This is a genomic window from Azospirillum terrae, from assembly GCF_053470425.1.
On sequence record NZ_JBPXMR010000002.1, the window covers coordinates 394041 to 411913 of the forward strand.

A 17873-nucleotide genomic window follows, 5' to 3' on the forward strand; every position below is an offset into this window, starting at 1 on the left:
CAAATGCCAAAACCGCCCTCGCGCAGGCGCGGGGCGGTAGGCTTGACGCATCGACAGGGCGGGTGCGGTAAAACCGCGCCCGGCAGCTACGACTAGTAGCCCTCGCGCTCCATGCGCTTACGCAGAAGCTTGCGGGTGCGGCGAACCGCTTCCGCCTTCTCGCGTGCGCGCTTCTCCGAGGGCTTCTCGTAGTTCCGGCGCAGCTTCATCTCCCGGAAAATGCCCTCGCGCTGCATCTTCTTCTTCAGCGCGCGGAGGGCCTGATCGACGTTGTTGTCACGTACCAGAACTTGCACGGTTGACCGTCATCCCTTCTGAGGCGCCCGGAGGAGCCCTTGGTTTCGCCAAGCAACATTAGGGGATGCGCAATCCCGCGCACCCCTCAGCGGAATTGGATGTATCACGCATTTCCGTCGAAGGGAAGATTTGAATCGGCTTTCTGTTCCCGATGCCGTTCCGGTTGCCGAGGCCGTGCCCGCTCCCAGATAATGAACCATGGCTCTTTTGAAGATTGCCCGCATGGGGCACCCGGTGTTGCGCACCATGGCCGAGCCGGTGCGCGACCCAGCGGACCCGGAGATCCGGCGCCTTGCCGCCGACATGATCGACACGATGCTGGATGCTCCCGGCGTTGGCTTGGCGGCGCCGCAGGTCCACCAGGGGCTGCGCATCGTCGTCATCCGCGTGTCCGCCGAGCGCGCGGGCGGCGAGTCGGTGCCGGAGACGGTGCTGATCAATCCGGAGATCGAGCCCCTGGACGATGAGATGGAACTGGGCTGGGAGGGGTGCCTGTCGATTCCCGGCCTGCGCGGTCTGGTGCCGCGGCATCACCGCATCCGCTACCGCGGCGTCGGCCTCGACGGTGCCGTGATCGAGCGCGAGGCGGAGGGCTTCCATGCCCGCGTGGTGCAGCACGAGGTGGATCATCTCGACGGCGTGCTCTACATCGATCGCATTCCGGACCTGCGGCTGCTCGCCTTCAACGAGGAGTCGCATCACATCGCGGCCGCCCTGGCGGCCCAGCAGGAGGAATAAGATGGACACACCGATGGAAATGGATTCGGTGCGGGACGAGATCCTGCTGGCGACTCTGCCCAACGTTGTCTTCGACGGCTGGAGCGAGCTGGCGTTGCGTGACGGCGCCCGCATAGCCGGCCATGACGCGGTGATGGCGCACCGCGCCTTCCCCGGAGGCATCCCCGAACTGATCGAGCATTTCGGCGCCTGGACCGACCGCCGCATGGCCGAGGAGATGGCAGCGCGCCCGCTGGCCGAGATGCGCACCGGCGACAAGGTCAAGCTGGCGCTGCGCACGCACTTCGAGGTGCTTGAGCCGCACCGCGAGGCCAAGCGGCGCATGATGGCCTATCTGGCGATGCCGCAGAACGTGGCGCTGGGGCTGCAGCTGCTGTACCGCTCAGTGGATTCCATGTGGTACGCGGCCGGCGACGACTCGACCGACTTCAACCACTACACCAAGCGCGCGCTGCTGGCGGCGGTGCTCAGCGCCTCCACCTTCTACTGGCTTGACGATCAGTCGGAGGGGCGCGAGGAATCCTGGTCGTTCATCGATCGCCGCCTCGCCGACGTCATGGGCGTGGGCAAGGCGATGTCGACGGTGGGCGGCATCGGCGGCCTGATCTGGCGCCTGCCGAGCCCGATGCGCTTCGCCCGCCAGCTGCGCCAGCGCACTACCGACGCCCAGGCCGGCAACGCCACGGTGCACATGGCGGAGAACATCTGAGCCGGGGTGCGAGGTGCTGAGACTTCACGGATTGCACGAATTTTTTTCGATGCTTGCACAGCGACGGCGCATCCCGAAGGCCGTTGCTGGGCACGATCAAGAAAAATCCGTGTAATCCGTGCCCAAATCCGTGCAATCCGTGAAGATCTAGTTGTCCTCCACTAGGATCGCGCGCTGCTTCTTCGGCTTCTTAGCGGCCTGCGCCCGCAGCGCAGCGTCATAGGCGGGCCGCGCCCAGGACAGCATTTCGTTGCCATCGTCCAGCACCGAGTCGGGCGGGCGGTGGTAGGGCATCCGCATGGGCTTCTCGGGAAACGGCGCGAACGGCGGCAGGTCGAGTGCCTCGTACGCTGTACGTGTACGCTCGTCGGTGCGCAGGTACAGCACCTCGTCGGCGATCAGCGCCATCATCACGCCGTCGCAGTACACCCCGTACCCGCCGAACATACGGCGGGCACGCACCTCGCCCATAGGGGACAGCAGTTCGCAAACGAGGTCGGCGAACTCGGCCCCTGGCGCGGGCCTGGGCGGCACGGCGACTACTTCTTGCGGAAGGCGTCAAGGGTGACGACTTCGCCGCGCTTCGGCGGCTCGTCGGCGTCGGTGGGGGCGGGCTTCGCCTCCTCCTTGAAGGGCGTACGCTCGCCGATGGGAGCTACCTCGGCGGATTCGGCCGGAGTCGCGGGCTGGAATTGCAGCGCGAAGTTCACCGAGGGGTCGGCGAAGGTGGTGATCGCGCCCAGCGGGATCTCCAGCCGTTCGTGCACGTTGTTGAAGCTCAGCGTCACCGCGAACTTCTCGTCGTCCACCTCCAGCCCATAGTACTGGTACTGGAGAACGATGGTCATCTCGTTCGGGTATTGGCTGCGCAGGTACTCCGGGATGTCGACGCCGGGGTAGCTGGTGCGGAACGTCAGGTAGAAATGGTGATTGCCGGGAAGGCCCCGATCGACGACCTGGCGGATCGCATCGCGCACGACGCCCCGAAGGGCGGTCTCGACCATCTTATCGTAACGGAGCTGCTCTTTCGCCATTCTCACGCCGGCCTTCGAAAAGGAAGTGTGGGCCTTCTGTTGCTAGGTGGCCCACGAACCCCACCTTCAAGTGCTACCCCGAAGGGATTTGATTTAGGCTTACCAGCCGCCGTTAGGCAGCGAGGCGAGCCTGAGCAACGTTGTCATTGGCAACTATTGCGATTGGCCCGATAACGGCGGTACCATGCCGAGCGAAAACTTTACCTTTACTACGCGCGTCGATCCTGTTTCGCCCCCATGAGCCCGCCCGCCCGAAAAACCAGGAGGGAGGGGATTGGTGGAGGCGCCGGGTACCGCCCCCGGGTCCGCAACGCCTATTCCGCAAAGCGTTTATCGCCATAGTCGGTGTTACCCGACGGCGGTAATATAGGGACTTCCGTCGGCCAAAGGAAGAGCAGGGGTGCGGTCGCGGGCATATAATTTTGCGTGGAATTTTCCCCCGCCTGGTCTAGGAATGGCGTAGGGGTCCGTGACCAACCCCCCATATGCTGGAGAACCCATGCCGATCACGCCCGATCAGCGCGCCGAGATCGACCGGCAGCGCGCCGTTTCGTCCGAGACCCGCCGCGCCACCGTGCCGGCCCTGGAAGAGATCCTGTACGAGCCGCTCGAGGTGCTCGACCACGGGTTCGTCCGGGTCATCGACTACATGGGCGACGATGCGGCGGTGGTGCAGGCGGCGCGCGTCTCCTACGGCAAGGGCACCAAGAAGGTCAGCGAAGACGCCGGCCTTATCAAGTACCTGATGCGCCATCGCCACTCGACCCCGTTCGAGATGTGCGAGATCAAGTTCCACGTGAAGCTGCCGATCTTCGTCGCCCGCCAGTGGATTCGCCACCGCACGGCGAACGTCAACGAATACTCGGCGCGCTACTCGATCCTCGACCGGGAGTTCTACGTGCCGGCGCCCGAGCAGCTCGGCGCCCAGTCCACCGACAACCGCCAGGGCCGCGGCGACGTGCTGGTGGGCGATGAGGCGGCGCGGGTCCTGAAGATCCTGCGCGACGACTCCGAAACCTGCTACGCGCACTACGAGGAGCTGCTGAACGTCCGCGAGGACGGCTCGGTCATCGACGAGAACCGCCAGGGGCTGGCGCGCGAGCTGGCGCGCATGAACCTGCCGCTGAACTACTACACGCAGTGGTACTGGAAGGTGGACCTGCACAATCTGCTGCACTTCCTGTCCCTGCGCGCCGACATCCACGCCCAGTACGAGATCCGGGTGTACGCCGAGGCGATGCTGGACGTGGTGAAGCGCTGGGTGCCGGCGGTGTACGACTCGTTCACCCAGTACCGCATGGGCGGCGCGCACCTGTCGCGCACCGGGCTGGAGATCGTCCAGCGCATGCTCTCGGGCGAGGCGGTGACCCAGGAAAACAGCGGCTTGTCCAAGCGCGAATGGCGGGAACTGATGGAGTCGCTGGGACGCGCCGAGTGATCAGCGCTCGCCGCCCTGCAACCCCGTCGCCCACATCATGCCGAGCACCGCGCCCTTGCAGCGCGGCAGCAACGCCAGTGTGAGCGCCAGGGTCAGCAGCGGCCAGATGGCGAAGTGCACCCACGCCTCGGGGTGGTAGGCCTGCTCGACCATCAGCAGGCTCGGCACGACGATGTGGCCGACGATGAGGATCGTCATCCACGGCGGCGCATCGTCGGCGCGCATGTGGCCGTAGGGCTCGCCGCAGGCCGCGCACAGCTCCACCGGCTTCAGGTAGCGGTGCAGCAGCCGGCCGCGGCCGCAGGCCGGGCACGTCTGCGCCACACCGCGCAGCACGGCGGACAGCGTGGATCGCTTCTCCATAGGGATGCTCGCCATTCAGGGCTCTTTCGTTCGGTCCGGCACTCATATGGGGCGCGGACCGGCGTCCGGCACCGAGCGCAAGGCTTCTATGCGCCTGAGGATGTTCTCCAGCCGCATCTGGAGTTCATGGGCGCACAGCGCGTAGGAGCCGGCCCGCGCCTCTCCGGCGATGTCGGCCAGCGCGGATTCCAGCTCGCGGATGCGGGCGTCGCGTGAGTCTTCGGGCATTGCGGCTCCTGGGCGGCTCCTGGCTGCGTGATCTTTCCAGCTGGCATGCTCTCGCACCGGTTGACGGGGCGCGCGGGGCCGGCTAGGGCATGCGAGGAATCATCGTACGCCCAGGAAAATCCGACAAGGGGGACCGAGACCATGACCATTTCGCGCGTCCTGCTGGCTGCCGCCGCGGCGACCCTGTTCGCCTCGCCGGTGCTGGCCCAAAGCAAGTCGGTCGCCATCACCGCCATCGTCGAGCACCCGGCGCTCGACGCCACCCGCGACGGCGTGATCGCGGCGCTGAAGGAGGCCGGCTTCACGCCGGGCCAGGGGCTCAAGGTCGATTACCAGTCGGCGCAGGGCAACCCGGCCACTGCGGCGCAGATCGCCCGGCAGTTCATCGGCCAGCGCCCGGATGTGATCGTGCCGATCTCCACCCCCTCGGCGCAGGCCGTGGCGGCGGCGACGCGCGACGTGCCCGTGGTCTTCACCGCCGTGACCGACCCGGTGGGCGCGCAACTGGTCCGCAGCATGGAGAAGCCCGGCGGCAACGTCACCGGCGTGTCGGACATGGCCCCGGTGGCGGCGCACGTGGCGCTGATCCAGGAGATCGTGCCGGCCGTCAAGCGCATCGGCGTCGTCTACAATCCCGGCGAGCCCAACTCGGTCAGCATGGTCAAGGTGCTGAAGGACGAGGCGGCCAAGAAGGGCTTGAGCGTCGTCGAGGCGGCGGCCAACAAGTCGGCCGACGTGCAGACCGCCGGGCGCAGCCTGGTCGGCAAGGCGGACGCCATCTACGTGCCGCTCGACAACACGGTGGTCTCGGCGCTGGAAGCGCTGAACGCGGTGGGCGCGCAGGCGAAGCTGCCGGTGTTCTCCGCCGACACCGACAGCGTGGCGCGCGGCACGGTGGCGAGCATCGGCTTCGACTATTTCCAGGTCGGCAAGCAGACCGGCGCGGTGGTGGCGCGGGTGCTGAAGGGCGAGAAGCCCGGCGACATCCCGGTGGAACTGGCGAAGGGCACCGACCTGTTCGTCAACCCCAAGGCCGCCGCCGCCATGGGCGTGACCCTGCCGGAGAGCGTCACCAAGCGCGCGACCAAGACCGTTGGACAGTAAACAGTGACTGAAATCGCCTTCTTCGGCGCGGTGGAGATCGGGCTGGTCTACGCGCTGGTGGCGCTCGGGGTGTTCCTGTCGTTCCGGGTGCTCGACTTCCCGGACCTGACGGTGGACGGCAGCTTCCCCCTGGGCGCCGCGGTCGCCGCCACGCTGATCGTCGCCGGGGTCAACCCGTGGCTCGCCAGCCTTGCCGCCATGGCGGCGGGGGCGGGGGCCGGGCTGGTCACGGCGGTGCTCAACGTGCGCTTCCGCATCCTGCATCTGCTGGCCTCGATCCTCACCATGATCGCGCTGTTCTCGGTGAATCTGCGGGTCATGGGGAAACCCAACGTCGCGCTCATCATGCAGGACACGGTGCTGACGCCGTTCTACGGATTGGGGCTGCCCGACCACATCGTGCGGCCACTGTTCGTGGCGGCGGTGGTGCTGGCGGTGGTGGCGCTGCTGGCGCGCTTCCTGGCCAGCGAGTTCGGGCTGGCGATGCGGGCGACCGGCGTCAATGCCCGTATGGCCCGTGCCCAGGGTGTGGAGACCGACACCCACCTGACCCTCGGCATCGCGCTGTCCAACGCGCTGGTCGGGCTGGCCGGGGCGCTGTTCGCGCAGACCAACGGCTTCGCCGACGTCACCACCGGCATCGGCACCATCGTGGTCGGCCTCGCGGCGGTCATCGTCGGCGAGACGGTGCTGCCGATCCGCGGCATCGCCGGGGCGCTGGCGGCCTGCGTGGTGGGCTCGATCCTCTATCGGCTGGCGGTCCAGTTCGCGCTGTCGGCCGACGCCATCGGCTTGCAGGCGTCGGACCTCAATCTGGTGACGGCGGTGCTGGTGGCGGTGGCGCTGATCCTGCCGCGGATGAAGATGCGCGCGGGAGCGTTTGCGAAATGATCGAAGTGAAGGACCTGCACGTCGCCTTCGGCCGCGGCACGCCGCTGGAGAAGCACGCGCTGCGCGGCGTCGACCTGACCATCCCCGAGGGGCAGTTCGTCACCGTCATCGGCTCCAACGGCGCCGGCAAGTCGACGCTGCTCGGCGCCCTGGCCGGCGATGTGATCGCCGAGAGCGGCGCGGTCGCCATCGACGGCACCGACGTGACCCGCTGGCCGACGCCCAGGCGCGCCGGCTATGTGGCGCGCGTCTTCCAGGACCCGATGGCGGGCAGCTGCGCCGCGCTGACCATCGAGGAGAACATGGCGCTGGCCGCGGCGCGCGGGGCGAAGCGCGGGTTCGCCCTGGCGCTCGGGAACCACCGGCGCGAGCGTTTCCGCGAACGCATCGCCGAACTGGGCCTCGGGCTGGAGAACCGGCTGCACGACCGCATGGGGCTGCTGTCCGGCGGCCAGCGGCAGGCGGTCAGCCTGCTGATGGCGACGCTGGCGGGCTGCAAGATCCTGCTGCTGGACGAGCACACCGCGGCGCTCGACCCGGCGACGGCCGACTTCGTGCTGGGCCTGACCCAGCGCATCGTCGAGTCGAAGAACCTGACGGCGCTGATGGTGACGCACTCCATGCGCCAGGCGCTGGACTACGGCGACCGCACGGTGATGCTGCACGAGGGCAAGATCGTGCTGGACGTGGCGGGCGAGCAGCGCGCCGGGCTCGACGTGCCGCACCTGCTGGCCCTGTTCGCCAAACAGCGCGGCGGGGCGGAGATCAGCGACGATTCGCTGCTGATCGGCTGAGCGTGGAACCGGCTGACGACGGAATAGCGGGCGGGGCCTAACCGGCCTGCGAAGGGCGCAGGTCGAGCAACAGATGAACCTCGGATGCCTGCTTGTGCCGATCGATCACAGCCTGCAATTCGTCGATCATCGGCACGAAGCTCTCCTCCCATTTCGCCCGAAGGGGCGCGGCCTGTCCGCTTTGCCCCAGCACCACATGGATGCTGCGAAACAGGTCGAGGATGTCGGTGCCGAACCACCATTCGGCGACCCGCTTCATCTTGAACTCCTGGCACAACCACTCGATGGACGAGTTCGTGTAGAGGTGGGTGTGGGTTGCGGACAGATGGCGCTGCATCACCGATGGGAACACTGCTTCAAAGCACACGGTCGGGCTGTATAAGGGTAATGAGAGATAAAGGTATCTTGCTGCCGGGTTGTCTTTGATGAGCTTGAGTATCTCGCGAGGGTTCTGCAGATGCTCAAGCACCCCGATCATGGAGATGACGTGGGCTTCGACGGTGTGGGCGATAGACGGCATCTCGTCCATCTTGTGGGACCGTATGTCGATGCCGCGTGCCATGGCCTTCGCGAACGCGACCTGCGCTTCGGAGACCTCGTAGCCCACCATGTTTGCACAACCAATGGCCGCCATGGCTGCAACGAAATAACCTGATCCAGCTCCGAGATCTGCATAACGCAAGGATGCCGGTTTGTGGCCTTCGGCGAGCAAGGCCTCTTCCAGGAACGTTGCCTTCGGAACATAGATCTGAGCCAGCCGGCCAGCGTACGTGTCCTTGTCGGTCGCGGTGTACCTATTCGCGTAAGAATCATCATCGGTGTATACCGAAGCGCAGAATGTGTCCGTATCCTCAAAGCATCCGTTTAGGTGTCCGCAGCATTCGCAAAAATAATATGTGATTGTATTCTTGACGAATGTCTCGTTATTTGGGGGGGCTGACCACATGTTTTGCACGATATTCTTCTTGGCTGCCCTTTGTAGAGGCGAGCGATGTTTGTCTCGCGAGCGTGGAGAGCGTCATTGTCGGTGAAGAAGAATTTCTTGAGCGATAACAAGGCGCTGGACGCCTTGCTGTATTTCGTCAGCATGGTGATCCCCTGAAGCCCTCTTCATGCCTCGCCAAACAGGTTTCGGTGGAAAATAGTCAACAAACGGTAACTCATCTGATGGCGGCTGTTGGGTGTCGGCGCGGATGCCGGGTGACGGCCAATCCAATGCTCTTCATGCCTGTATAGCAGGGTTGACGCTTTGCGGGTGGGGCTAAATGTCCCCCTCTGTCGTTATGTGCTCAGGGAGGGCGGTATGAAGACCCGTGCGATTCTGTCGCTGGCGATGGCGGCGCTGGCCGCCTGCGCCAGCCCCGAGGCCGATCTGGCGAAGCAGGCGCCGCAGACGCTGGTCGGCATGCCCAAAGGCGATCTGCTGGCCTGCGCCGGGGTGCCCCAGCACAGCACCACTGGTTCGGACGGCACCGAGTATCTGAGCTACGGCCGCCAGCAGACCAACATCCACCGCGACTACGACGGGCCGGGGCTCTTCGGCGGCGGTGGACCGTTCAGCATCTTCGGCGACGTCGACACCTGGACGACCGAGTACAGCTGCGTGGCGACCTTCGCCGTCCGGCAGGGGCGGGTGGTCGATCTGCGCTACAACGAGAACCGCGACATCCAGCTCTGCTATCAGATGATCGGCAACTGCCTGCCGCCGGTTCGGCGGTGAGACGGCCGAATGGAACAGTTTGGAACACTATGGAACAGTGTGCGGGGGGTGTTCAGTACGATTCCCTGCGCACCGGGCGCACCTCGGGTACGCTGCGAATTAAATCCTAAGCGATTGCGGTGGATTTGGCAAGCGGCTTTGGCAGGGCAATCGCTTGAATGCCCCTCTCCCTTGACGGGAGAGGGGCTTTTTAGTCGGTGGCTGGCCTACTGCACGACGATCCGCGGCGCCTGCCGTCCGGCCGCGCCGCCGACCTTCTCCCAGACCTTGCGGGCGATCTCGCGGTAGACCTTGGAGTGCTCCGAGTCGGGCTGCGAGACGACGATGGGCTGGCCCTGGTCGGAGGTCTCGCGGATGACGATGTCCAGCGGCACCTCGCCCAGGAAGTCGGTGCCGAGGCTTTCCGCCTCCTTGCGCGCCCCGCCGTGGCTGAAGATGTCCGTGCGGTGGCCGCAGTTCGGGCAGCAGAAGTAGCTCATGTTCTCGACGATGCCGAGGACCGGCACGTCCACCTTGCGGAACATGTTCAGGCCCTTGCGGGCGTCCAGCAACGCGATGTCCTGCGGCGTCGAGACGATCACCGCGCCGGCCAGCGGCACCTGCTGCGCCATGGTCAGCTGGGCGTCGCCGGTGCCCGGCGGCATGTCCACCACCAGCACGTCCAGCTCGCCCCAGTTCACGTCGCCCAGCATCTGCTGGATGGCGCTCATCACCATCGGGCCGCGCCAGATCATCGGCGTGTCCTCCGGCACCAGGAAGCCCATGGACATCACCTTAATGCCATAGTTCTCCATGGGCTCCAGCGTCTTGCCGTCGTGGGTGACCGGGCGGCCCTGGATGTTCAGCATGCGCGGCATGCTGGGGCCGTAGATGTCGGCGTCCAGCAGGCCGACCTTCTGCCCGTTGGCGGCCAGCGCCAGGGCGAGGTTGACCGAGGTGGTGGACTTGCCGACGCCGCCCTTGCCCGACGCCACGGCGACGATGGCCTTCACGCCCGGCACCAGCTTCTTCTGCGGCTGGCCGTGGCCATGCCCGTGCCCGCCATGGTCATGCCCATGGCCCTGCTGTTGATGGACGGGTGCAGTCGGCGCGCCGGCCGGGCGGTGCGCGGTCAGCACCGCGGTCACCGAGGTGACGCCGGGCAGCGCTTCCACCGCCTTCTCGGCGGCGTGGCGAACCGGCTCGGCCTGAGCGCCGCGCTTGGGATCGACCTCGATGGAAAAGGCGACGTTGCTGTCCCGAATCATCAGGCCGGACAGCATGTTGAGCGCAACAATGTCCTTTCCCTGCTCCGGGTCGATGACGGTCTTGAGCGCCGCAATAACCTGCGCTTCGGTGACCTGCGCCATGGTTGAAAACTCCGGTTCTTTCCCGATATCTGCGGATATCCGTCGGTTCGTTCGCCCCGAGCGGGAGGGCGCACTATAGAACCGACCGTCAATAATGGTAAAGCGACCGGGAACACCGGCAATCGAGAGCGAGGGGGATCACAGGTATGCCGTGGAACAATCAAGGCGGGGGCCAGGGTGGGGGCGGCGGTGGCGGCCCCTGGGGGCCACCCCCCAGCGGCGGCGGACCGAGCCCGTGGGGGCGCCCGCCCGGCGGTGGCGGCGGTGGCGGCGGCCCGCAGCCGCCCGACCTTGAGGATCTCCTGCGGCGCAGCCAGGACCGGCTGAAGCGCGTCCTGCCCCCCGGCGGCATGGGGAATAGCCGCAACATTCTGCTGGTGATCGTCGCGTTGTTGGTGATCTGGGGGCTGACCGGCTTCTACCGCGTGCAGCCGGACGAGAAGGGCGTGGTGCTGCGCTTCGGCGAATGGGTGCGCACTGCGGATTCCGGCCTGCGCTACCACCTGCCGTCTCCTATCGAGTCGGTGCTGCTGCCCAAGGTGACGCGGATCAACCGAATCGAGATCGGCTACCGCTCGGCCACCGAGGGCCGGCGCAACGAGCGCGACGTGGTGGACGAGTCGCTGATGCTGACCGGCGACGAGAACATCATCGACATCGACTACACGGTGTTCTGGGTCATCAAGGACGCCGGCCAGTACCTGTTCAAGATCCGTGATCCCGAGGGTACGGTGAAGAAGGCGGCCGAGAGCGCCATGCGCGAGGTCATCGGCCGCACCGAGTTGCAGCCGGCGTTGACCGAGGCGCGCGCGCAGATCGAGGCGTCCACCAAGCAACTCCTCCAGGCCATGCTGGACGAGTTCGAGGCGGGCATCACCATCACCCAGGTGCAGTTGCAGAAGGCCGACCCGCCCGCCCCGGTCATCGACGCCTTCAACGACGTGCAGCGTGCCCGCGCCGACCGCGAGCGTCTGCGCAACGAGGCCGAGACCTACCGCAACGACGTGATCCCGCGCGCCCGCGGCGAGGCCGAGCGGCTGATCCAGGAGGCGTCCGCCTACCGCGAGCAGGTCATCAACCTGGCGCGCGGCGACGCCGAGCGGTTCAGCAAGATCTACCAGGCCTACAGCCAGTCCAAGGAGGTTCTGGGCAAGCGCATGTACCTGGAAACCATGGAGCAGATCCTGAGCGGCGCCCACAAGGTGATCATCGACGGCAACGTCGGTGGCGCCGGTCAGGGCGTGGTGCCGTACCTGCCGCTCGACAAGCTCCAGCCGCCCGTGGCGGCCCCCGCGCCGGCCAAGGCCGGCGGCCAACAGCGCACGCAGTGAGGGCGACGCCATGAACCGAAACCTCATCATTGCGGGCGTCGGCGTCCTCGTCCTGCTCATCCTGGCGTCCGCCTCGCTGTTCACGGTGACGCAGGCGCAGCAGGCGCTCGTCGTCCAGCTGGGCGCCATCAAGCGCGAGATCCAGGAACCGGGCCTGCACGCCAAGATCCCCTTCATCGAGGACGTGGTCTACATCGACCGCCGCGTTCTCGACCTCGACCCGCCGGTCGAGCAGGTGATCCTCGCCGACCAGAAGCGCCTGGACGTGGACGCCTTCGCCCGCTACCGCATCATCGACCCGAAGCTGTATTTCCAGTCGCTGCGCACCGAACAGGCGGCGAACGCCCAGATGGGCAGCGTCGTCAACTCGGCGATGCGGCGCGTGCTGGGCAGCGTGACGCTGCTGGCCGTGCTGTCGGACGAGCGCCCGCGGGTCATGAACGACATCCGCACTCAGGTGAACGCCGAGGCCAAGCAGCGCGGCATCGAGATCGTCGACGTCCGCATCCGCCGCGCCGATCTGCCGGAGGAGACCAGTCAGGCGATCTTCGCCCGCATGCGCTCCGAACGCGAACGCGAGGCGGCCGAGGCGCGGGCGCAGGGCCAGGAGCAGTCGCAGCAGATCAAGGCCCGCGCCGAGCGCGAACGCACGGTCATCCTGGCCGAGGCGCAGCGCGACGCGCAGATCCAGCGCGGCGAGGGCGACAATCAGGCGCTGAAGACGATCGCGGACGCGACCTCGTCCGACCCGCAGTTCTACGGCTTCTACCGTTCGCTGGAAGCGTACCGGAAGGCGCTGAACAAGGACGACACCACGCTGGTGCTGTCGCCCAACGGCGAGTTCTTCCGCTATTTCAACGACGCCAGCGGCGGAGTTCCGGCGGCCCCGGCTCCGGCTTCGGCGCCGGTCCGTCAGACCGCACAGTAACGCGACGCGTTGCCCCCACCCCAGCCCTTCCCCGTTTCGCAGGGGAGGGGTTAGGGATGGGGGCAAACGTCTCCCGACTCGAAGACCCCCCATGGACGACCTTCTCACCGCACTCGCCCTGGTCCTGGTGATCGAGGGCGCGCTGTACGCCCTGTTCCCAACGGGCATGCGGCGCGTCATCGAACAGGCGCTCACCATTCCCGAACCGCAGATGCGCGCCGCCGGCCTTGCCGCCACGGCGCTGGGCGTCGGCCTCGTCTGGCTGTTGCGGGCGGCGTGAGCGGTTGCGGAATGCCTTTTTTCCACCATACTCGTCTTCGCATACTCGCCGGCCGCTCTTTCGGTGGAAATCCGTGTGTTCGCTTGAAGCGCTTTCACACACGGATTACATCCGCCAAGCGGGAGGCGTGTGCACCGACGCCTGGGATCGCTTGAGCACGACTTGGCGAATCACCGGGCGCGGCGTTCGTGGCAGGGAGATCACCCCAGTGAACCGAGACAACGATAATTCCAACACCATGGTGGCGCGTCGCGGCCTGCTTGGCCGGCTGGCCGGGCTGCCGGTGGTTGCAGCACTGGCCTGCGCGCTGACGTTCTCCGCCGTGGGCAGCCCGGCGGCGGCGCAGCCGCGCGCGGGCGGACCGGCCAACGGCTTCGCCGATCTGGCGGAGAAGCTCCTGCCCGCCGTCGTCAACATCTCCACCAGCCAGACCGCCCCGCAGCAGCGTGTGGAGCGCAACGGCCGGCCGGACCGTCCCGACGGGCAGCAGCGCCCCGACGGCTCGCGCCCGGAGATCCCGCAGTTCCCGCCGGGCTCGCCGTTCGAGGAGTTCTTCAAGGACTTCTTCGACCGCCATGGCCAGCAGCCGGACGCGCCGGCGCGCAAGGCGACCTCGCTGGGCTCGGGCTTCATCATCGACGCCAAGAACGGCTACGTGGTCACCAACAACCACGTGGTGCAGGACGCCGACGAGATCACCGTCATCCTGCAGGACGACACCAACATCAAGGCGGAGATCGTCGGCCGCGACAGCAAGACCGATCTGGCGCTGCTGAAGATCAAGACCCAGCACCCGCTGGTCGACGTGAAGTTCGGCGACAGCGACATCATGCGCGTCGGCGACTGGGTGGTCGCCATCGGCAACCCGTTCGGCCTGGGCGGCACGGTGACCGCCGGCATCGTCTCGGCCCGCGCGCGCGACATCAACGCCGGACCGTACGACGACTTCCTGCAGACCGACGCCGCCATCAACCGCGGCAATTCGGGCGGCCCGATGTTCAACATGAACGGCGAGGTGATCGGCATCAACACCGCCATCTTCTCGCCGTCGGGCGGCTCGGTCGGCATCGGCTTCGCCATCCCGTCCAACATCGCCAAGACCGTCTTCGCCCAGCTCAAGGACTTCGGCCGCACCAAGCGCGGCTGGCTCGGCGTGCGCATCCAGGGCGTCACGCCGGAAATCGCCGAGAGCCTCGGCCTTCAGGCGCCGAAGGGTGCGCTGGTCGCTTCGGTGACGCCGAACGGCCCGGCCGCCAAGTCCGGCATCCAGGCCGGCGACGTGGTCACCAAGTTCGACGGCAAGGACATCAACGAGATGCGCCGCCTGCCGCGCGTCGTCGCCGAGACCCCCATCGACAAGTCGGTGCCGGTCGAGGTGTGGCGCAAGGGCAAGCCGACGACCATGCAGGTCAAGGTCGGTGAACTGGAGGCGGCCGAGGAGTCCGGCCTGCTCGCCAACGCGCCGGAAGAGCAGGAGAAGCCCAAGGGCGCCGCGCCGAAGGCCACCGAGGCGCTGGGTCTGAAGCTCACCGGCATCACCCCGGAACTGCGCCAGCAGTTCGAGCTGAAGGCGGAGCAGAAGGGCGTGGTGGTCACCGAAGTGGCGAACGGCACTCCGGCCTCGGAGAAGGGCGTGCGCGCCGGCGACGTGATCGTCGAGGTTGGTCAGGAAGAGGTGAAGGCTCCGGCCGACGTCGCCGCCAAGGTCCAGAAGGCGCGCGAGCAGGGCAAGAAGTCGATCCTGTTGCTGATCGAGCGCCAGGGCGACCTGCGCTTCGTGGCCCTGCCGCTCGGCCAGGGCTGAGCGGGGTTGGAGTTGCAGCGGCACCGGCGGGCGACCGCCGGTGCCGTTTCTTTTTTTGGGAAGACCATACATTGACGGACGACCGCCTGCGTGAGGCCCGCACCCTGCTTGCCGCAGGGCGGTTCGATGCGGCGTTGAAGCGGCTGGCCGGTTTGCCGGACGCGGACGTGCTGCTGGGCGCCGCTTACGCCGGCCGGCGCGATTCCATCAGCGCCTTTGCCCACCTCAAGCGCGCCCTTGCCAACGATCCCGCCGACGCGGAAGCGCTGTTCCACCTCGGCCGCGCCCATCTGGCGGCGAGCGACGCGCACCGCGCGGTCGGCGTGCTGGAAAGCGTCGCGGCGCTGGCGCCCGGCCTTCCCGGCCTCACCGACACGCTGGCCAGCGCCTGCCGCCGTGACGCGCGCTACGCCGACGTGTTGCGCGTCGCCGAGTCGGCGCCGGACCCCAGCATCGACCTGCTGTACGAGGTCGGCCTCAGCCACAACGCCCTGGGCCACGCCGAGCCGGCGCTGGCGGCGTTCGACGCGCTCCTGGCGCGCGACCCCGAGCACGCCGCGGCGTGGCTCGGCAGCCACGCGCCGGCTTTGCACCTGCGCGGACCGGATGACGCGTTGCGTCGCCTGGAACAGTCGGTTTCGCAGACCGGCGCCAACGGCAAGTACTGGGCGCTGCTCGCCGTCTACCGCCGGCTGCTGGGCGACGAGGCCGGCGCGCGCGCCGTTTTCGCCGAGCGCATTGCCACCCAGCCGCGCCGCCGCGCGCTGTGGGACTCGGTGGACGCCATCCGGCCGGCGCTGGCCCCGGACCTGCGCCTGTTCGCGCTCAGCAGCCTGTTGCTGGAGCACGCGGTGGCGCAAGCGACCCAGCCCGGCCTCGTGCTGGAGTTCGGTGTGCGCCGCGGGACCTCCATCGACCGCATCGCCGCGGTGGCGGGGCAGGCGGTGCACGGCTTCGATTCGTTCGAGGGGCTGCCCGAGGCCTGGGGCGCCGAGCCGCGCGGCGTGCTCTCCACCGGCCGCCAACTGCCGGCGGTGCGGCCCAACGTGGCGCTGCACGCGGGCTGGTTCGAGGACACGCTGCCGGCGTTCCTCGCCGCGCACCCCGGCCCGGTGCGTCTGGTCAACGTGGACAGCGACATCTACTCGTCGGCGAAGACGGTGCTGACCGCGCTGGCCGACCGCATCCGGCCGGGCAGCGTGCTGGTCTTCGACGAGTTCATCGGCAACCGCACCTGGCGCGACGACGAGTACAAGGCGTTCCAGGAGTACGTTCAGGCCACCGGCGTGCGCTGGGACATCTTCGCCGTCAGCCCCTTTACCAAGCAGGTGGCGATCCGCATCACCGGCTGACGAACTCGCCCGCCCGGTAGCCCTGCGCGTACAGCAGCGCCGTAAGGTCGCCGTGGTTCACGCGGGCGCGCGCCTCGGCGGCGACCGCGGGCTTGGCGTGGTACGCGACACCCAGCCCGGCGGCCAGCAGCATCGGCAGATCGTTGGCGCCGTCGCCCACCGCCATGGTCTCGGCCACCGGCACGCGGTGGGTGCCGGCGAACTCCATCAGCGAATCGAGCTTGCTCGTCTTATCGAGGATCGGTTCCAGCGCGCGGCCGGTCAGCGTGCCGTCCACCACCTCCAACTCGTTGCCGCGGTCCTCGTCGAAGCCCACCCACTCCCGCACTCGCCTGGTGAAGCAGCGGAAGCCGCCGGACACCAGCACGCACACCGCGCCGTTGGCGTGCATGGTGGCGACCAATTCCTTGGCGCCGGGCATCAGCTCGGCGCGCGCCCAGACCTCGTCCAGCACGCGCTCGGGCAGACCCTTCAGCAGGGCGACGCGCTCGTGCACCGCACCCTTGAAGTCGATCTCGCCGTTCATGGCGCGGGCGGTGATGCCGGCGATGTGGTCCTTGAGGCCGACATAGTCGCCCAGTTCGTCCAGCATCTCCTGCCGGATGATCGTCGATTCCATGTCGGCGATCAGCAGGCGCTTGCGCCGCCCGGCCCGCGGCTGGGCGATGATGTCCACCGGCATGCCGCCCAGGGCGAGCCGCGCGGCGGCCTCCGCCTGTTCTGGCGCCAAGCCCTCGAACGTCAGGTCGCAGGCGGCGCCCGGCGCCAGCCAGTCGGGCTTGGCCACCTCGGCTCCCAGCCCTTGCAGGGAGGAGCGCACGGCCTGCGCGGCGTCGGCGTCGAGGGTGGCGGGGGCGGCGATCAGCGTGACGACGGCTTGCATGGGGCACCGGGCGGTTGGATGGGCGCGGGCGCTCCCTAGCACAGAGCAAGGAGGTGAGCCAACCATTGTGGCCAATTGCAGGCCGGGTCTCGGCGGCCAACTTTATTAGAAAAGCATCCGGGAGGACCGCCGTGGACATGCGCATTTTTGTCGGCCTTGCGATGGCCGCGTTGCTCGGTGCGTGCGCGAAAACCGACATCGCCGACCGGCCTCCGGCCGGCTACGTGCCCGACGTCGGGGCGCGGGTCGCCGCCGCCGATTGGTCGAAGGCCCGCACCGTGGTGGTGACGCTGAACGAATACGCCTTCACGCCAAACGCATTGAACTTCGAACGCGATGTGCCCTACCGGCTGACGCTGGAGAATGCGGGCAAGGGGCCGCACACCTTCACCTCGGAAGGCTTCTTCCGTGCGATTGCCGTGCGCCGCGTGACGACGCCGCAGAACACCATCGAGACGCCGTCACTGGTGAATCTGGAGGTTCCCTCGCAGCAGACCACGGTGATCGAGTTCGTGCCGGTCGACGCCGGCACCTTCGATTTGCGGTGCGATGAACCGCTGCACAGCACGTTCGGCATGACGGGACGGATCACCGTGCGCTAGCTTGCCGCGTTGCGTGTCAGGGGCGGGG

21 protein-coding genes and 1 other RNA gene are annotated in these 17873 nt (G+C 67.5%); 13 read left to right on the plus strand and 9 right to left on the minus strand.

What is annotated here, in order from left to right; genetic code table 11:
- Positions 1-92 precede the first annotated feature (92 nt).
- Positions 93-296 carry a 30S ribosomal protein S21 gene (gene rpsU, locus ACSVDD_RS08295; protein ID WP_012974546.1) on the minus strand — a complete coding sequence of 68 codons (204 nt, stop codon included), beginning with the start codon at positions 294-296 and terminating at the stop codon, positions 93-95.
- A 199-nt stretch (positions 297-495) separates the two neighbouring features.
- On the opposite strand from rpsU, the gene def reads away from it, so the two are divergent.
- Together def and ACSVDD_RS08305 are read left to right on the plus strand one after the other, a co-directional pair.
- Entirely contained in the window at positions 496-1035 is a 540-nt protein-coding gene (gene def / locus ACSVDD_RS08300) for a peptide deformylase (protein ID WP_448188860.1), read from the plus strand.
- Position 1036: 1 nt separating this feature from the next.
- The gene (locus ACSVDD_RS08305) at positions 1037-1744 is read left to right on the plus strand and encodes a COQ9 family protein (protein WP_448188861.1); all 708 of its coding nucleotides are present in this window, start codon (positions 1037-1039) and stop codon (positions 1742-1744) included.
- 147 nt (positions 1745-1891) lie between these two features.
- Here the strand turns inward: ACSVDD_RS08305 and ACSVDD_RS08310 are convergent, their stop codons facing one another.
- The 3 genes from ACSVDD_RS08310 to ssrA form a co-directional block, all read right to left on the minus strand.
- A complete protein-coding gene (locus ACSVDD_RS08310; RefSeq protein ID WP_448188862.1) occupies positions 1892-2278 on the minus strand; it encodes a TfoX/Sxy family protein in 387 nt (128 codons plus the stop codon).
- A 5-nt stretch (positions 2279-2283) separates the two neighbouring features.
- Positions 2284-2778 (minus strand): SspB family protein, encoded by a 495-nt coding sequence (locus tag ACSVDD_RS08315; RefSeq protein WP_448189152.1) that lies wholly within the window; start codon positions 2776-2778, stop codon positions 2284-2286.
- A 24-nt stretch (positions 2779-2802) separates the two neighbouring features.
- Positions 2803-3174, minus strand: a transfer-messenger RNA (tmRNA) gene (ssrA, locus tag ACSVDD_RS08320).
- Positions 3175-3277: 103 nt separating this feature from the next.
- On the opposite strand from ssrA, the gene thyX reads away from it, so the two are divergent.
- Positions 3278-4216: an FAD-dependent thymidylate synthase gene (gene thyX, locus ACSVDD_RS08325; protein ID WP_448188863.1), complete on the plus strand. Its 939-nt coding sequence runs from the start codon at positions 3278-3280 to the stop codon at positions 4214-4216.
- Here thyX and ACSVDD_RS08330 read toward each other — a convergent pair whose 3' ends face one another.
- Both ACSVDD_RS08330 and ACSVDD_RS08335 read right to left on the minus strand, forming a co-directional pair.
- A complete protein-coding gene (locus ACSVDD_RS08330) occupies positions 4217-4594 on the minus strand; it encodes a DUF983 domain-containing protein (RefSeq protein WP_448188864.1) in 378 nt (125 codons plus the stop codon).
- 27 nt (positions 4595-4621) lie between these two features.
- Positions 4622-4807: a hypothetical protein gene (locus tag ACSVDD_RS08335; protein ID WP_448188865.1), complete on the minus strand. Its 186-nt coding sequence runs from the start codon at positions 4805-4807 to the stop codon at positions 4622-4624.
- A gap of 141 nt (positions 4808-4948) precedes the next feature.
- Here ACSVDD_RS08335 and ACSVDD_RS08340 point away from each other — a divergent pair, with 141 nt between their 5' ends.
- Genes ACSVDD_RS08340 through ACSVDD_RS08350 form a run of 3 tightly spaced genes read left to right on the plus strand, consistent with a single transcriptional unit; the run spans position 4949 to position 7596 of the window.
- The gene (locus ACSVDD_RS08340) at positions 4949-5911 is read left to right on the plus strand and encodes an ABC transporter substrate-binding protein (RefSeq protein ID WP_448188866.1); all 963 of its coding nucleotides are present in this window, start codon (positions 4949-4951) and stop codon (positions 5909-5911) included.
- Between the two features lie 3 nt (positions 5912-5914).
- Complete coding sequence (locus ACSVDD_RS08345; protein ID WP_448188867.1) at positions 5915-6802, plus strand: ABC transporter permease; 888 nt, start codon at positions 5915-5917, stop codon at positions 6800-6802.
- Positions 6799-7596 carry an ABC transporter ATP-binding protein gene (locus tag ACSVDD_RS08350; protein WP_448188868.1) on the plus strand — a complete coding sequence of 266 codons (798 nt, stop codon included), beginning with the start codon at positions 6799-6801 and terminating at the stop codon, positions 7594-7596. The genes ACSVDD_RS08345 and ACSVDD_RS08350 overlap by 4 nt, the downstream gene beginning before the upstream one ends.
- Positions 7597-7633: 37 nt before the next feature.
- On the opposite strand, the gene ACSVDD_RS08355 is transcribed toward ACSVDD_RS08350, so the two are convergent.
- Positions 7634-8308 carry a class I SAM-dependent methyltransferase gene (locus ACSVDD_RS08355; RefSeq protein WP_448188869.1) on the minus strand — a complete coding sequence of 225 codons (675 nt, stop codon included), beginning with the start codon at positions 8306-8308 and terminating at the stop codon, positions 7634-7636.
- Between the two features lie 591 nt (positions 8309-8899).
- Here ACSVDD_RS08355 and ACSVDD_RS08360 point away from each other — a divergent pair.
- Positions 8900-9316, plus strand: a complete 417-nt coding sequence (locus ACSVDD_RS08360; protein WP_448188870.1) for a hypothetical protein — start codon at positions 8900-8902, stop codon at positions 9314-9316.
- 206 nt (positions 9317-9522) lie between these two features.
- On the opposite strand, the gene apbC is transcribed toward ACSVDD_RS08360, so the two are convergent.
- Positions 9523-10665, minus strand: coding sequence for an iron-sulfur cluster carrier protein ApbC (gene apbC / locus ACSVDD_RS08365; protein WP_448188871.1), 1143 nt, complete (start codon positions 10663-10665; stop codon positions 9523-9525).
- A 146-nt stretch (positions 10666-10811) separates the two neighbouring features.
- Here apbC and hflK point away from each other — a divergent pair, with 146 nt between their 5' ends.
- The 5 genes from hflK (at position 10812) to ACSVDD_RS08390 (ending at position 16360) form a co-directional block, all read left to right on the plus strand.
- Positions 10812-11996, plus strand: coding sequence for an FtsH protease activity modulator HflK (gene hflK, locus ACSVDD_RS08370; protein ID WP_448188872.1), 1185 nt, complete (start codon positions 10812-10814; stop codon positions 11994-11996).
- 10 nt (positions 11997-12006) lie between these two features.
- The gene (gene hflC, locus ACSVDD_RS08375) at positions 12007-12924 is read left to right on the plus strand and encodes a protease modulator HflC (protein ID WP_448188873.1); all 918 of its coding nucleotides are present in this window, start codon (positions 12007-12009) and stop codon (positions 12922-12924) included.
- A gap of 91 nt (positions 12925-13015) precedes the next feature.
- On the plus strand, positions 13016-13204 hold the full coding sequence (locus tag ACSVDD_RS08380; protein ID WP_448188874.1) for a DUF2065 family protein: 189 nt from the start codon (positions 13016-13018) through the stop codon (positions 13202-13204).
- A gap of 238 nt (positions 13205-13442) precedes the next feature.
- Positions 13443-15008 (plus strand): DegQ family serine endoprotease, encoded by a 1566-nt coding sequence (locus ACSVDD_RS08385; protein ID WP_448189153.1) that lies wholly within the window; start codon positions 13443-13445, stop codon positions 15006-15008.
- A gap of 71 nt (positions 15009-15079) precedes the next feature.
- The gene (locus ACSVDD_RS08390; RefSeq protein ID WP_448188875.1) at positions 15080-16360 is read left to right on the plus strand and encodes a TylF/MycF/NovP-related O-methyltransferase; all 1281 of its coding nucleotides are present in this window, start codon (positions 15080-15082) and stop codon (positions 16358-16360) included.
- On the opposite strand, the gene serB is transcribed toward ACSVDD_RS08390, so the two are convergent.
- Entirely contained in the window at positions 16350-17243 is an 894-nt protein-coding gene (gene serB, locus ACSVDD_RS08395) for a phosphoserine phosphatase SerB (RefSeq protein WP_448188876.1), read from the minus strand. The genes ACSVDD_RS08390 and serB overlap by 11 nt on opposite strands.
- A 137-nt stretch (positions 17244-17380) precedes the next feature.
- On the opposite strand from serB, the gene ACSVDD_RS08400 reads away from it, so the two are divergent.
- Entirely contained in the window at positions 17381-17845 is a 465-nt protein-coding gene (locus ACSVDD_RS08400) for a cupredoxin domain-containing protein (protein WP_448189154.1), read from the plus strand.
- The last annotated feature ends 28 nt before the right edge of the window (positions 17846-17873 follow it).